Annotated in this window: 13 protein-coding genes; 10 read left to right on the top strand and 3 right to left on the bottom strand. The window is 54.8% G+C overall.

Features of this window, described 5'->3' with window-relative positions; translation table 11 throughout:
* Positions 1-114 precede the first annotated feature (114 nt).
* A complete protein-coding gene (locus ACSZO1_RS02045; protein ID WP_437609020.1) occupies positions 115-1,227 on the top strand; it encodes a YcbX family protein in 1,113 nt (370 codons plus the stop codon).
* A 69-nt stretch (positions 1,228-1,296) separates the two neighbouring features.
* Here the strand turns inward: ACSZO1_RS02045 and ACSZO1_RS02040 are convergent, their stop codons facing one another.
* Both ACSZO1_RS02040 and pyrD read right to left on the bottom strand, forming a co-directional pair.
* A complete protein-coding gene (locus tag ACSZO1_RS02040; RefSeq protein ID WP_437609018.1) occupies positions 1,297-1,842 on the bottom strand; it encodes a cell division protein ZapC in 546 nt (181 codons plus the stop codon).
* A gap of 151 nt (positions 1,843-1,993) precedes the next feature.
* Positions 1,994-3,004, bottom strand: a complete 1,011-nt coding sequence (pyrD, locus tag ACSZO1_RS02035; RefSeq protein ID WP_437609016.1) for a quinone-dependent dihydroorotate dehydrogenase — start codon at positions 3,002-3,004, stop codon at positions 1,994-1,996.
* Here pyrD and ACSZO1_RS02030 point away from each other — a divergent pair.
* Genes ACSZO1_RS02030 through ssuB form a run of 6 tightly spaced genes read left to right on the top strand, consistent with a single transcriptional unit; the run spans position 3,003 to position 7,522 of the window.
* Positions 3,003-3,218 carry a hypothetical protein gene (locus ACSZO1_RS02030; protein WP_437609014.1) on the top strand — a complete coding sequence of 72 codons (216 nt, stop codon included), beginning with the start codon at positions 3,003-3,005 and terminating at the stop codon, positions 3,216-3,218. The genes pyrD and ACSZO1_RS02030 overlap by 2 nt on opposite strands.
* Before the next feature lie 33 nt (positions 3,219-3,251).
* A complete protein-coding gene (ssuE, locus tag ACSZO1_RS02025) occupies positions 3,252-3,803 on the top strand; it encodes an NADPH-dependent FMN reductase (protein WP_437609012.1) in 552 nt (183 codons plus the stop codon).
* A gap of 13 nt (positions 3,804-3,816) precedes the next feature.
* Positions 3,817-4,776 carry a sulfonate ABC transporter substrate-binding protein gene (locus tag ACSZO1_RS02020; RefSeq protein WP_437609010.1) on the top strand — a complete coding sequence of 320 codons (960 nt, stop codon included), beginning with the start codon at positions 3,817-3,819 and terminating at the stop codon, positions 4,774-4,776.
* 14 nt (positions 4,777-4,790) lie between these two features.
* Positions 4,791-5,936, top strand: a complete 1,146-nt coding sequence (gene ssuD / locus ACSZO1_RS02015; protein WP_437609008.1) for an FMNH2-dependent alkanesulfonate monooxygenase — start codon at positions 4,791-4,793, stop codon at positions 5,934-5,936.
* Between the two features lie 9 nt (positions 5,937-5,945).
* Positions 5,946-6,737: an aliphatic sulfonate ABC transporter permease SsuC gene (gene ssuC / locus ACSZO1_RS02010; RefSeq protein WP_437609006.1), complete on the top strand. Its 792-nt coding sequence runs from the start codon at positions 5,946-5,948 to the stop codon at positions 6,735-6,737.
* Entirely contained in the window at positions 6,734-7,522 is a 789-nt protein-coding gene (gene ssuB, locus ACSZO1_RS02005; RefSeq protein ID WP_437609004.1) for an aliphatic sulfonates ABC transporter ATP-binding protein, read from the top strand. The genes ssuC and ssuB overlap by 4 nt, the downstream gene beginning before the upstream one ends.
* Before the next feature lie 287 nt (positions 7,523-7,809).
* On the opposite strand, the gene pepN is transcribed toward ssuB, so the two are convergent.
* Positions 7,810-10,428 (bottom strand): aminopeptidase N, encoded by a 2,619-nt coding sequence (gene pepN / locus ACSZO1_RS02000; RefSeq protein WP_437609002.1) that lies wholly within the window; start codon positions 10,426-10,428, stop codon positions 7,810-7,812.
* 317 nt (positions 10,429-10,745) lie between these two features.
* On the opposite strand from pepN, the gene pncB reads away from it, so the two are divergent.
* From pncB to ACSZO1_RS01985, 3 genes are all read left to right on the top strand, one after another.
* Positions 10,746-11,951, top strand: a complete 1,206-nt coding sequence (gene pncB, locus ACSZO1_RS01995; protein ID WP_437609000.1) for a nicotinate phosphoribosyltransferase — start codon at positions 10,746-10,748, stop codon at positions 11,949-11,951.
* Positions 11,952-12,336: 385 nt separating this feature from the next.
* Positions 12,337-13,737 carry an asparagine--tRNA ligase gene (asnS, locus tag ACSZO1_RS01990; protein ID WP_437608998.1) on the top strand — a complete coding sequence of 467 codons (1,401 nt, stop codon included), beginning with the start codon at positions 12,337-12,339 and terminating at the stop codon, positions 13,735-13,737.
* 302 nt (positions 13,738-14,039) lie between these two features.
* Positions 14,040-15,149 (top strand): porin, encoded by a 1,110-nt coding sequence (locus ACSZO1_RS01985; RefSeq protein ID WP_437608996.1) that lies wholly within the window; start codon positions 14,040-14,042, stop codon positions 15,147-15,149.
* The last annotated feature ends 25 nt before the right edge of the window (positions 15,150-15,174 follow it).

Here is a 15,174-nt window from a genome sequence, read left to right as displayed (position 1 = left end):
CATTATAGCTAATCCGCACCGCATGTCATAAAGTTAGCTTCTTTTCGTCCGACATTTGTCGCGACAGCGCCCAAACCCGCCCCACAACTGTGACGCACTGTAATGGAGATGTCGATGATTAGCCTGACGCGCCTGTTTATTCACCCGGTAAAATCGATGCGGGGTTTGCAGGTCTCCCACGCCCTGGCGCTGGACAGCGGTCTTGCCTTAGATCGCGCCTTTATGATCACCGAACCCAGCGGCAAATTTATTACCGCCCGCCAGTTTCCGCAGATGGTGCTGTTTACCCCAGCACAGTTGCCGGACGGTCTCTATTTACAGGCGCCGGACGGCAGCAGCGCCATGGTGCGTTTCGATGACTTCGCCGCACAAAACGCCGCGCCCACCGAAGTATGGGGCACCCATTTTAGTGCGCTGATTGCGCCGGACAGTATCAACAGCTGGTTAAGCGGTTTCTTTCCGCGTCCGGTGCAGCTGCGCTGGGTCGGGCCGCAGATGACGCGGAGGGTAAAACGTAAACCCAAAATCCCGCTTGGCTTTGCCGATGGTTATCCTTTCCTGCTGGTCAGTCAGGCTTCGCTGCTCGATCTGCAACGGCGCTGTCCGGCCAGCGTCAAAATGGAACAGTTTCGCCCCAACCTGGTGATTAGTGGTGCCGAGGCCTGGGCAGAAGACAGCTGGTCGGTATTACGTGTCGGCGATGTCACCTTTGAAGTACCAAAGCCTTGCAGCCGCTGCGTGTTTACCACTGTCAGTACCGAACATGGCCGCAAGCACCCGGATGGCGAACCGCTGGCAACGCTGCAGTCGTTCCGCAGTGCACTGGACGACAGTGGCGATATCGATTTCGGCCTCAATCTGATTGCCCGTAATACCGGCATTATTCGCGTCGGCGATGCGGTGGAAATTATTAAAACCCACCCGCCACGCCTTTATGGTGCAGGCAAAGTGGAGCAGAACATCGCGGTGCCGCAGCAGTCCAGCAGCGCGGTGAAGATAGGCTATCAGGGCAAGTCCTTCAATGGCGATAACCAGCAGGTTCTGCTGGAGCAGCTGGAAATGGAAGGTTTCAGCATTCCTTACTCCTGCCGTGCCGGGATTTGTGGCAGCTGCAAAATGACACTGGTTTCCGGCAACGTGAAAGCGCTGAAACAGAGCGCGGTGCGCAACGATGGCACGATTCTGAGCTGTAGTTGTATTCCGGCGGGAGATATTGAGCTGGCGTAACACTGGCGTAGTGCCGGTTTGCCTGTGCCCGGCAGGCTGTGAGTACCGGGCAATGATGATATCCTGGGCTTAAACCGCGCGATCCAGCTCCACATTGTGATTCTGTGGGTATGGCAACAGGCGATCATGCATAATTTTGATTGCATCACCCAGCACCATACCGCGGCCTGCCAGGGTCAGCTGATTCTGCGCCAGCAGGCACAGTGCGGCATTTTCCCCGCTTTCCACCACCAGCAGCGACGCCTGCTCACCGTTTTCGCACAACTGAACACGGACTCTGTCGCCATCGCCAGGCCGCCAGCCACGCTGTTCATAGCTTTCAAAGTGCCAGCTTTTTGGCATCAGCGGTTTCAGGAAACGTGTCGCCACCAGCGCATTCAGCACCAGTTCCGCTCGCTGATCGGCATTCAGATCCAGCGCGCGGCACTTTTCATCGAAGGTAAAAAATAAGGCGGCGTCATCAACGCAAAAACCTGATTCCGCAAACGCGTCAGGGGTCAGCATTTTACGCGGGAAACGGGAACGGAATAACATACCATCCGCCAGATCGAGCATCATTCGATCGTGCTGTTCGTCAAAAAACCAACGCCAGTTGTCGTCAGGTTTAATTCTCATGGTACGTCCTTCAGGAAATAATTTGTTACTTTTACCGCCTGCAAAACGCGACGGCAAAATGAATATAGACCAAATAATGATTGATTGGGATAAAATATAAACGAGCCAGAGGCAGAAATAAAGCCCCTGGCTGATTTTACGACAGATTGTCTCAGAGATGGGTCACAATTTCTTTAATTAGCGACGGGCCTTTAAAGATAAAGCCGGAATATATTTGCACCAGCGTCGCGCCTGCGGCGATTTTTTCCCGCGCAGCCACCAGCGAATCAATACCGCCGACACCGATAATCGGTATCCGTCCCTGCAGCTCCTGCGCCAGCCGGCGAATCACTTCAGTGCTGCGCAACTGTACCGGACGACCACTTAAACCACCCGCTTCGTCACAATGTTTTAATCCGGCTACCAGTGAACGATCGAGCGTGGTATTGGTGGCGATCACACCATCAATATTATGACGCAACAAACTGTCGGCAATTTGGATCAACTCTTCTTCGGAAAGATCCGGCGCGATCTTTACCGCCACCGGCACATAGCGGCTGTGAATATTTTCCAGATCCTTCTGCTTTATTTTAATCGCCGCCAGAAGATCGTCCAGCGCTTCGCCATATTGCAGCGTGCGTAAACCTGGCGTGTTCGGAGAGGAGATATTGATCGCAATATAACCTGCATACGGATAAACCTTCTCCATACAGATTAAATAATCGTCTTTACCCTGCTCTACCGGCGTATCTTTATTCTTGCCTATATTAATGCCGAGGACGCCTTTGAAGTGGGCTTTTTTGACATTCTCTACCAGATGATCAACACCGAGGTTATTGAACCCCATACGGTTAATAATCCCCTCGGCTTCCACGAGACGGAACAGGCGCGGCTTATCATTACCCGGCTGTGGACGTGGTGTCACGGTGCCAATCTCGACAAAACCGAAACCCATCGCGCCGAGCGCATCGATGCACTCACCGTTCTTATCCAGTCCGGCGGCCAGCCCTAACGGGTTAGAAAAGGTCAGTCCCATACAGGTGACAGGCTTTGCCGGCAGCTTCTGCCGAATCAGCGCTTCAAATGGGGTGCCGGACAACCGGCGCAACTGCTGAAAAGTCAGTTCATGCGCCCGCTCTGGGTCGAACTGAAACAGCGCTTTACGAACGAAGGGATAGTACATGCACTCTCCTGAATTCCCGGTGGCAAATCGGGGCGCTATTATCCGGCATCACGCGCAGAAAAAACAGGACTCAGGACAAAAACGCAAACGTTTTCATCACCACGGCTCCCCTTCCTCCCTGTTAAATCGCAAATCTGACTTAGATTTCCCGGAAAAATCATTTAAACGCCTGTTCGCGCTCTGTCAGGATAATGTTACCTGTTCTGAAAAATAGACATTCAATAACTAATAGTTATAAGGAGTCGCTATGCGCGTTATTACTCTGGCGGGAAGCCCTCGCTACCCTTCCCGCTCCACGGCGTTGCTGAGCCTGTGCCAGACGCAGCTGGAAAAACGCGGGGTGGAAGTGATCCCATGGAATCTGCACAACTTCCAGCCAGAAGATCTGCTTTACGCGCGTTTTGACTCTCCGGCACTGCAGGCGCTGAAGCAGGATCTGGAAAACGCCGATGGCGTGATTGTCGCGACTCCGGTCTATAAAGCCTCTTTTTCCGGCGCACTGAAAACCCTGCTGGATTTACTGCCAGAACGCGCACTGGAACATAAAGTCGTACTGCCGTTGGCAACCGGCGGCACTGTCGCGCATATGCTGGCGGTGGATTACGCGCTGAAACCGGTGCTGAACGCACTGAAAGCGCAGGAGATCCTGCATGGTGTGTTTGCGGATGACTCGCAAATCAGCCACTACGATCGCCAGCCTGAAGTGAACCAGACACTGGCCGCGCGTCTTGATGAGGCGCTGGATACCTTCTGGCACGCGCTGTCGCGCCGCCGCCCGCCGCTGGCAAAAGCCGTGTAACAGGAGCCGGAAAATGAAAAAATTACGTCATCTGCTTTCCGGGATCGCACTGGGTGCGTTGCTGAGCGTTGGCAGCCAGGCCAGCGCGGCAGACACTGCTCCGAAAGAATTCCGTATTGGTTACCAGAAAGGTTCAGTCAGCATGGTGCTGGCAAAATCTCACCAGTTGCTGGAGAAGAAATTCCCTGCCACCCACATCAAATGGATCGAGTTCCCGGCCGGGCCACAGATGCTCGAAGCACTGAATGTCGGCAGCATTGATCTTGGCAGCACCGGCGACATCCCGCCGATCTTTGCTCAGGCGGCGGGCGCGGATCTGCTGTATGTCGGCTCCGAACCACCAAAACCGCAGGCCGAAGTGATCCTGGTGCCGAAAGACAGCCCGCTGAAAACTGTCGCCGACCTGAAAGGGCATAAAGTCGCGTTCCAGAAAGGTTCCAGTTCACACAATCTGCTGCTGCGCGCGCTGAAACAGGCTGGCCTCGATTTTAGCGATATTAAACCCACCTTTCTGACACCTGCTGACGCGCGTGCCGCCTTCCAGCAGGGAGATGTCGATGCCTGGGCCATCTGGGACCCTTACTACTCCGCTGCGTTGCAGCAGGGCAATGTACGGGTACTGAAAGACGGTTCCGACCTCAATCTGACAGGTTCTTTCTATCTCGCCACCCGCAGCTTTACTGAAGCCAACGGCCCGTTTGTGCGTGAGGTGCTGGCATCCTTTACTGACGCAGATGCGCTGACACGCAGTCAGCGTGACGAGAGCATTGATCTGCTGGCGCAGGCAATGGGGCTACCGAAACCGGTTCTGGCCAGTTATCTCAGCCATCGACCACCCACCACCATTACGCCGGTGAGTGACAAGACCGCCAAAGCCCAGCAGCAGACCGCTGATCTGTTTTATGACAGCCACTTAATTCCGGTGAAAGTTGAGATTGCCAGCCGCATCTGGCACGACACCGCCGCCCAGTAATAAAGGAGCATATCATGAGTCTTTCCGTCTTCTGGTTCCTGCCGACACACGGTGATGGTCACTATCTTGGCACCTCTGAAGGGGCGCGCCCGGTGGACCATGCCTATCTGCAGCAGATTGCTCAGGCCGCAGATCGCCTGGGGTTCGGCGGCGTCCTGATCCCGACCGGCCGCTCCTGTGAAGATGCCTGGCTGGTGGCGGCATCGCTGATCCCGGTGACGCAGCGCCTGCGTTTTCTGGTGGCGCTGCGCCCGGGCGTGATCTCACCCACTCAGGCGGCGCGTCAGGCCGCGACACTGGATCGTCTGTCCAATGGCCGTGCGCTGTTTAACCTGGTCACAGGCGGCGACGCAGAAGAGCTGGCGGGTGACGGCGTGTTTCTCGATCACCGCGAACGCTATGCCGAGTCCGCAGAGTTTACCCGCGTCTGGCGACGCGTGCTGGAAGGCGAAACCGTCGACTACGAAGGGAAATATGTTCATGTGCGCGGTGCACGTCTGATGTTTAAACCGGTGCAGCAGCCGCGCCCGCCACTGTGGTTTGGCGGATCGTCTGATGTGGCGCAGGATCTGGCGGCTGAACAGGTGGATGTCTATCTCACCTGGGGCGAACCGCCTGCGCAGGTGAAAGAAAAAATCGCAGCCGTGCGCGCCAAAGCGGCGGCACAGGGGCGTAAGGTGCGCTTTGGTATTCGCCTGCATGTGATTGTGCGCGAAACCACTGCCGAAGCCTGGCAGGCTGCCGAGCGTCTGATCGCGCATCTTGATGACGCCACTATCGCCAAAGCGCAAAGTTTACTGGCGCGGACTGACTCGGTGGGCCAGCACCGTATGCAGGCGCTGCATGGCGGACGCCGCGATAAACTGGAAATCAGCCCGAACCTGTGGGCGGGTGTCGGTCTGGTGCGCGGCGGAGCAGGCACAGCGCTGGTGGGTGATGGCCCAACCGTCGCGGCACGCATGCAGGAGTATGCTGATCTGGGCATCGAAACCTTTATTCTTTCCGGTTATCCGCATCTGGAAGAAGCGTATCGCGTCGGCGAGCTGTTATTCCCGCACCTTGACCTGCAGGTGCCCGATGTTCCGCAGCGGTTTAACGTGACTGCCCATGGCGAGCATGTGGGTCATGACTTTGCGCCGCAGAAAGTGTCGCAAAGCTAAGGAGGCGCCATGAGCAAAGCTGCAAAACGGCTGGCAAACCAGCTGGCACCGTGGGCGCTGCCGCTGTTGCTGATTGTAGTATGGCAAATCGCCTCACAAACCGGACTGCTGTCGACACGTATTTTGCCGTCACCGGAAAACATTGTGCTCACGTTCTGGCGTTTATCCGCCAGCGGCGAACTGTGGCAGCATCTGGCCATCAGCAGCTGGCGCGCCATCATCGGCTTCAGTATTGGTGGCACCATTGGCCTGCTGCTGGGTCTGATTACCGGTATGTCGCGCTGGGGTGAACGTCTGCTGGATACCTCAGTGCAGATGCTGCGCAATGTGCCGCATCTGGCGCTGATCCCACTGGTGATCCTGTGGTTTGGCATCGATGAAGCCGCCAAGATCTTCCTGGTGGCGCTCGGCACGCTGTTTCCGATCTATCTCAACACGTATCACGGTATCCGCAATATCGATCGCGGGCTGGTGGAGATGGCGCGCAGCTATGGCCTGTCCGGCTGGAGCCTGTTCGTACAGGTGATCCTGCCCGGCGCCCTGCCCGGCATTATGGTCGGCGTGCGCTTTGCCCTTGGCCTGATGTGGCTGACGCTGATTGTGGCGGAGACCATTTCTGCTAACTCCGGGATTGGCTATCTGGCAATGAACGCGCGTGAGTTCCTGCAAACCGATGTGGTGGTGGTAGCCATTATTCTCTACGCCCTGCTCGGCAAACTTGCGGACGTCAGCGCCCAGCTGCTGGAGCGCGTCTGGCTGCGCTGGCACCCGGCATATCAACTGAAGGAGGAAAATGCATGAGTGAATTAACACGCTCTCCGGCACGCCTCAATGCCGGTACACCACTGGTGATCAACGGCGTCAGCAAGCAGTACAGTGGGCGCGCTATTCTCAGTGATATTAACCTGCATATCCCCGCGGGTCAGTTTGTCGCCGTGGTGGGTCGCAGCGGTTGTGGTAAAAGCACCCTGCTGCGCCTGCTGGCGGGACTGGAAAGTACCAGCAGCGGCGAACTGCTGGCAGGTAGCGCGCCGCTCAGTGCCGCACGCGACGATACCCGTCTGATGTTCCAGGATGCACGTCTGCTGCCGTGGAAAAGCGTGATTGATAATGTCGGCCTTGGGCTGCGAGGCAAAAGCTGGCGTGATGCCGCGCAGGAGGCGCTGGACGCTGTCGGTCTGGCGGATCGTGCTAAAGAGTGGCCTGCTGCCCTCTCAGGCGGCCAGAAGCAGCGTGTGGCGCTGGCGCGCGCATTGATCCATCGTCCTGGGCTACTGCTGCTTGATGAACCACTGGGGGCGCTGGATGCCCTGACGCGCATTGAAATGCAGGGATTAATCGAATCACTGTGGCAGCAGCATCATTTTACCGTCTTGCTGGTGACACACGATGTCAGTGAAGCCGTGGTGCTGGCGGATCGCGTGTTGCTGATAGAGGAAGGCCGGATCGGACTGGATCTGACGGTTGATCTGCCACGTCCGCGCCGTCGTGGTTCGGCGAAACTGGCACAGCTGGAAGCGGAAGTGCTGGATCGGGTGATGACGCGCACGCCTGCGGAACCGGAAAAGCGAGTAGCGCAACGATAATTGATAGTCGCAGGCGCAGAGCCAGAAGAACGCCGTCAGTGGCTCAAAGGCCAGAGGGAACACCAGACAGCGACGCCTGAACCTGAAGCGATGGGAACACGGTCAGCGGAGGAAAGCGTCCCGCGCCGTCATGGATGACACGTTTTGCGTCTTTCCGGAGCTGACCGTGTTCCCTGAGCAATCAAAGAACTAACAGCGACAGGCAGGTAATATCCGCCACAACCCACCAATTTATAGCAATAAAAAAAGGGCGGTCTCCCGCCCTTCTCGTTTATCAACTCCGCGACTTATGCACTCAGCGCCTTACTGATCTTCTCGTACAGATCACCCGACAGCTTATCCAGTCCTTTCAGCTGTTCCAGCGCCTGACGCATCAGTCCCTGGCGGGTTGTATCATAGCGTTTCAGGCGAATCAGTGGCTCAATCATGCGCGCCGCAACCTGCGGGTTACGCGTATTGAGATCGGTCAGCATTTCCACCAGGAACTGATAACCGCTGCCGTCAATGGCATGGAACGCCGCCGGATTGGCCGAAGCAAACGCGCCAATCAGTGAACGCACACGGTTCGGGTTACCCATACTGAAGGAACGGTGCTGCAGCAAAGCACGCACCCGCGCCAGCACATCCGTCGCCGGGCTGGTCGCCTGCAGAATAAACCACTTATCCATCACCAGACCGTCTTCATGCCAGCGCTCATCGAAATGCGCCAGCAGTGATTCACGGTACGGTAACTGCGCCGCCACCGCCGCCGACAATGCTGCCAGCGCATCGGTCATATTGTTCGCGGTCTGATATTGTGCGGTAACCAGCTTATCTGCCAGCTGCGCATCAGCAAACGCCAGGTAATTCAGGCAGACATTTTTCAGTGAACGCTTACCGATTTCCGCATGTTCCACGCGATAATCACTGCTCTGGTTCGCGCGATACACGGCCAGCAGCTCATCCGCCAGCTCTGTCGCTAAGGTACGTACCAGCGCTTCACGCACCGCCGCATTGGCTGCGGGATCGATAGTCTCGAACAGCTCAGCAATCTCATTTTCGCCCGGCAGTGTCAGAATCAACGCTGTCAGTGCCGGATCGCTCTCTTCATCCAGCAGCACCGCACGGAAAGCGTCCGCCACATGCAGCGGCAGTGACAGCGGCTGTCCCTGCTGATGACGGGCAACATTCAGCTTAATGTAGGTTGCCAGCAGGCTCTGTGCGGCATCCCAGCGAGAGAAATCATTGCGCGCATGGCGCATCAGGAACGTCAGCTGCGCATCACTCCATTTATAGTCCAGCTTCACTGGCGCAGAGAATTCACGCAGCAGCGAAGGTACTGGCTGGAAATGCACTTTATCGAAGACAAAACTCTGGAACGCTTCAGTGACATTCAGCACATGGTGCACCGGATGACCGTTATGCTGCAGCGGGATCACGTTACCTTCGCCGTCATACAGTTCGATATCCAGCGGGATATGCAGTGGCAGCTTCTGTTTCTGGTCAGCCGTCTGAGGCGTCATCTGCGTGACATGCAGCGTATACTGCTCCAGCTCCGGATTGTAATCGTCACGAATGCTCAGCACCGGTGTGCCGGACTGGCTGTACCAGCGGCGGAACTGAGAGAGGTCAACATTCGACGCATCTTCCATCGCCTGCACAAAATCATCACAGGTCGCCGCACTGCCATCGTGGCGCTCGAAGTAGAGCTGCATCCCTTTCTGGAAATTCTCTTCGCCCAGCAGGGTATGCATCATACGAATCACTTCGGAACCCTTCTCATACACTGTCAGGGTATAGAAGTTGTTCATCTCGATAACCTGCTCGGGACGAATCGGGTGCGCCATCGGACTGGCGTCTTCCGCAAACTGCGAACCGCGCATCACGCGCACATTATCGATACGGTTTACCGCACGTGAACCGAGGTCAGAACTGAATTCCTGGTCGCGGAAGACCGTCAGCCCCTCTTTCAGGCTCAGCTGGAACCAGTCGCGGCAGGTGACACGGTTGCCGGTCCAGTTATGGAAATATTCGTGGCCGATCACCGCTTCAATACCGAGGTAATCTTTATCAGTAGCGGTTTCCGCTTTCGCCAGCACATACTTGGAGTTAAAGACGTTCAGGCCTTTATTTTCCATCGCGCCCATATTGAAGAAGTCCACTGCGACGATCATAAAGATGTCGAGGTCATACTCGAGACCAAAGCGCTCCTCATCCCATTTCATGCTGTTTTTCAGCGAAGTCATCGCCCAGTCAGCACGATCGAGATTGCCGCGATCGACAAAGATCTCCAGCGCCACATCACGGCCGGAACGGGTGGTAAAGCTGTCACGCAGAACATCGAAGTCCCCCGCCACTAGCGCAAACAGATAACACGGTTTCGGGAACGGATCTTCCCACTTCATCCAGTGGCGACCATCTTCCAGATGCCCGCTGTCGAGACGGTTACCGTTAGACAGCAGATACGGATAGCGCGTCTGGTCAGCAATAATGGTGGTGGTAAAGCGCGCCAGCACATCCGGGCGATCGAGATACCAGGTAATATGGCGGAAACCTTCCGCTTCGCACTGGGTACAAAGCGCCACGCCTGACTGGTACAGTCCTTCCAGCGCGGTATTCTGATCCGGGTGGATCTTATTGATAATTTTTAAGGTGAAGTTTTCCGGCAACTGCTCCAGCATCAGCACCCCGTCCTGCAGCTGGTAGTGGGTCAACGGCTGGTCATCCACTTCCAGCGAAATCAGCGTCAGCCCGTCGCCGCCATCGAGACGCAGCGCGGCGTCGCTGGCGCCCAGCCGCTTAATGCGGCTCACCGCCGTCACCTGAGTGGTGCTGGCATCAAGGTTAAACGTCAGATCAATATCGGTAATGGTGTAATCCGGCGCACGATAGTCATGGCGATTCTTGGCTTGCGGCTGTTGCGTCATAGAATTCTTCTCACGTCATCAAAAAGTTAACCTAATCAAGTCTATTCCTGTTGCGCCCAGGTTGCCACGCTGAATCCGCGAATGGCGCGAATTGATACATTTTATTAACAATGGCACTTTTTATCCTCGACCTCTCTGTCCTATTTGTGCTGTGATCAGGTTCATAAAACATAATATGCGGTTATACTCCTGCCTCTTGATTGAGACATTTTACTTATACCCGTCATTCTTCAGGCTGCAGATGCGTTGGCTGCAACCTGAATTATTTAGGGTAATACAGGGATAACGCTCCGCGCGCGAGACTGCTGAAACGCACTATGACACGACAAGCTTCCCCGATATTGCACACGCTGCTTGATACCGATGCCTATAAGCTTCATATGCAGCAAGCCGTGTTTCACCGTTACCATAACGTTTCCGTTGCGGCGGAATTCCGCTGTCGCGGTGACGACCTGTTAGGCATTTATGCCGATGAAATCGCGCAGCAGGTTGCGCTGATGGCATCGCTGAGACTGAGCGACGAAGAGTATACCTGGCTCGCCAGTCTGCCTTTCTTTACCCGCGACTATCTCGACTGGCTGCGTGACTTCCGTTATGACCCGTCACAGGTCGAAGTACGCAATCAGCAGGGTAAACTGGATATTCGTATTGCTGGCCCATGGCGCGAAGTGATTATGTGGGAAGTGCCGCTGCTGGCGCTGATCAGTGAAGTGGTACACCGCCACCGCTCGCCACAGGTCACGCCGGAGATGGCGGTTGACCATCTGCATCACAAGCTGACAGCCTTTAACAGCCTGACCGCCGACCTGGATATGTCCCGCTTTAAGCTGATGGATTTCGGTACCCGTCGTCGCTTCTCTTACGACGTGCAGATGGCGATTGTCAGCACGCTGCAACAGGAATTGCCATGGCTGGTCGGCACCAGTAACTACGATATTGCCCGTCAGCTGAATATCGCGCCCGTCGGTACTCAGGCACATGAGTGGTTCCAGGCGCACCAGCAAATCAGTCCGGTACTGGCCAACAGCCAGCGCGCCGCACTACAGGCATGGCTGGATGAATATGATGACCAGTTGGGTATCGCCCTGACTGACTGCATTACTATGGATGCGTTCCTGCGTGATTTTGGCCCGGCATTTGCCCGCCGCTACCAGGGACTGCGCCATGACTCGGGTGATCCGGTCGAATGGGGAGAAAAAGCCATCGCCCATTATCAGCGCCTCGATATTGATCCGCTGAGCAAGACGCTGGTGTTCTCCGATAATCTCGATCTGGAAAAAGCCGTCAACCTGTACCGCCATTTTGGTCAGCGTGCGAACGTGGTGTTTGGCATCGGCACCCGGCTGACCTGCGATATTCCGCAGGTCAAACCGCTGAATATCGTGATTAAACTGGTGGAGTGCAACGGCAAGCCGGTGGCGAAACTCTCTGACAGCCCGGGTAAAACCATCTGCCAGGATCAGGCGTTTGTGCGCGCTCTGCGTAAAGCGTTCGACCTGCCGCGGGTGAAAAAGGCAAGTTAAGCCGCGATATTCTCAGCTAATTTACACATCGTCTTGCCAGCCATCTGGCAAGACATATCCTCGCTAAAGCTGCCCGCGTCAACAGACAACAAATAAAGCCCGTCTTTAGGGGAAACACGGCGATGGCTCCGGAGCGGCTTGTCCGCGCAGGACCGCGCCGTGGTCGTCCCGGGTATCTCGATCATTCAGACGACATCTTCATGCACTGAAGGTTTTGCCATCAATCCTGTAAGTAAAACCACTAATCCCTCTGTCATCCCTGAATAAATCTCTGCTTTCGCCGTGAATTCTGCTTGTGTCCTGCCAGACGCAAAGTAACATAGCAAGACCCCCAGATTCGGGGGCCTTAATTTTCTAAACAGTTCACATATAAAGAGAGAAATTTATGAGCATAGTGCCTGTAGCGGATGTACTGCACGGCCGTGTCTCGGTTGACAGCGAAGTCACCGTACGTGGTTGGGTACGTACCCGAAGAGATTCAAAAGCCGGTATTTCCTTTATCGCCGTTTATGACGGTTCCTGCTTTAATCCCGTTCAGGCTGTCGTAAATAATTCTCTGAATAATTATCAGGATGAAGTGCTGCGCCTGACCACCGGCTGCTCGGTGATCGTGACGGGTAAAGTCGTGGAATCCCCGGGTGAAGGCCAGAGCTTTGAAATCCAGGCCACCCATGTAGAAGTGGTCGGCTGGGTCGATGATCCGGATACCTATCCGATGGCGGCAAAACGCCACAGTATCGAGTATCTGCGTGAAGTGGCACACCTGCGTCCACGTACTAACCTGATCGGCGCGGTGGCGCGTGTGCGTCATACGCTGGCACAGGCACTGCACCGTTTCTTCCATGAAAACGGCTACTTCTGGGTTTCAACGCCGCTGATCACTGCGTCGGATACCGAAGGTGCCGGCGAAATGTTCCGTGTGTCCACGCTGGATCTGGAAAACCTGCCACGTACCCCGGAAGGCAAAGTCGACTTCAATGAAGACTTCTTTGGTAAAGAAGCGTTCCTGACCGTATCAGGCCAGCTGAACGGCGAAACCTATGCCAGCGCACTGTCCAAAATCTACACCTTTGGCCCAACCTTCCGCGCGGAAAACTCCAACACCAGCCGTCACCTGGCGGAATTCTGGATGCTGGAGCCGGAAATCGCCTTCGCGACACTGGACGATGCCGCGGCCCTGGCAGAAGCCATGCTGAAGTATGTCTTTAAAGCGGTACTGGACGAGCGTGCCGACGATATGGCCTTCTTCGCCGAACGTGTAGACAAAGATGCCGTTGCGCGCCTGGAGCGTTTTGTTACCGCCGATTTCGCTCAGGTGGATTACACCGATGCGGTTGAGATCCTGCTGGCTTGCGGTCAGACCTTCGAAAACCCGGTATCCTGGGGTATCGATCTGTCCTCCGAGCATGAGCGTTACCTGGCCGAGAAACACTTCAAAGCGCCAGTCGTGGTGAAAAACTATCCGAAAGATATCAAAGCCTTCTATATGCGCCTGAACGAAGACGGTAAGACCGTTGCCGCCATGGACGTGTTAGCACCAGGCATTGGTGAAATCATCGGCGGTTCACAGCGTGAAGAGCGTCTGGATGTGCTTGATGCACGTCTCGAAGAGATGGGCCTGAACAAAGAAGATTACTGGTGGTACCGCGACCTGCGTCGCTATGGCACCGTGCCACACTCAGGTTTCGGATTAGGTTTCGAACGTTTAATCGCATATGTCACCGGCGTACAAAATGTAAGGGATGTTATCCCCTTCCCACGTACCCCACGCAACGCGACTTTCTGATATTCAGCATTAAATATAAGAAATTCATATATATAAGAAGGTCGGCTTTGCCGGCCTTTTTTTATTTTTGTAAATTTTGAGTTGGTTCACAAAGTTCCGTATTTTTTACATTTTGTAATACATATTTTCCTTTTGATACAGGAATAGGAGATTAGTAGCATTTTAGGGGTAGATTAACTGGGTTTGGAATGGAAAGATGCGTGCAGACACAGGAAGACACCATACTTCAGTCGTAGTTCCGTAAAGGTTTTATGACAGCAGTGGCAGGTGTCCGAATAAACTCCAATGAGGGTAATAAATAAATGATGAAGCGCAATATTCTTGCAGTGGTAATCCCAGCTCTGTTAGCAGCTGGCGCGGCAAACGCAGCAGAGATTTACAACAAAGACGGCAACAAGCTGGATCTGTATGGCCGTGCTCAGGGCCTGCACTACTTCTCTGATAATGCTGGCAATGATGGCGACCAATCATATGGCCGTCTGGGCTTTAAAGGCCAGACTCAGATTAACGATCAACTGACCGGTTATGGCCAGTTTGAATATCAGTTCCAGTTCAACAACTCTGAAAGCACTGGTGCAACCGGTGGTGACAAAACCCGTCTGGGCTTTGCTGGTCTGAAATTTGGTGATGCGGGTTCTTTCGACTACGGTCGTAACCTGGGTATTGCATACGACGGTCTGGCCTATACCGATATGCTGCCAGAATTCGGTGGTGACTTCAGCAAAACTGACACCATGACTGGTCGTACCACTGGTGTGGCAACTTACCGCAATTCAAACTTCTTTGGTCTGGTTGATGGCTGGGACTTCGGTGTTCAGTACCAGGGCAAAAATGACCGTTCAGACGCAGATGACGCTCGTGTAGCTCAGAAAGCGAATGGTGACGGCTGGGGTATTTCTACCTCTTACACCTCTCCAATCGGCGTGGCTATCGTTGGTTCATATGCAAGCCAGGATCGTACCGAAACTCAGAACTCCGCTACCAACCTGGGTCAGGGTGAGCGTGCTGAAGTTTGGGCAACTGGTCTGAAATACGATGCTAACAGCCTGTACTTGGCTGCTACCTACGCTGAAGGCCGCAACGCAACGCCAATCGAGAACGCTAACTTTGCAACCAATGGTTCTCCTCGCTACGGTTTCGCAAACAAATCTTCAACTATGGAATTCACTGCGCAATACCAGTTCGACTTCGGTCTGCGTCCTGAAGTGTCCTATGTTCAGGGTAAAGCGAAAGACGTAGAAGGTATTGGCGATGCTGACCTGTACAAATACGTTTCAGTTGGCGGCGTTTACTCCTTCAACAAAAACATGTCCACCTATGTTGATTATCAAATCAACCTGCTGGATAGCGACAATGCACTGGGTCTGGCAAACGACGACGTAGTTGCCGTTGGTCTGATTTACCAGTTCTAATTGTCTGACGTAAACCGCGCGTTAG

The sequence above is a fragment of the Erwinia sp. V71 genome (genome assembly GCF_965644245.1).
Taxonomy (GTDB): domain Bacteria; phylum Pseudomonadota; class Gammaproteobacteria; order Enterobacterales; family Enterobacteriaceae; genus Erwinia.
This window is presented reverse-complemented; position numbering and strand designations above follow the sequence as displayed.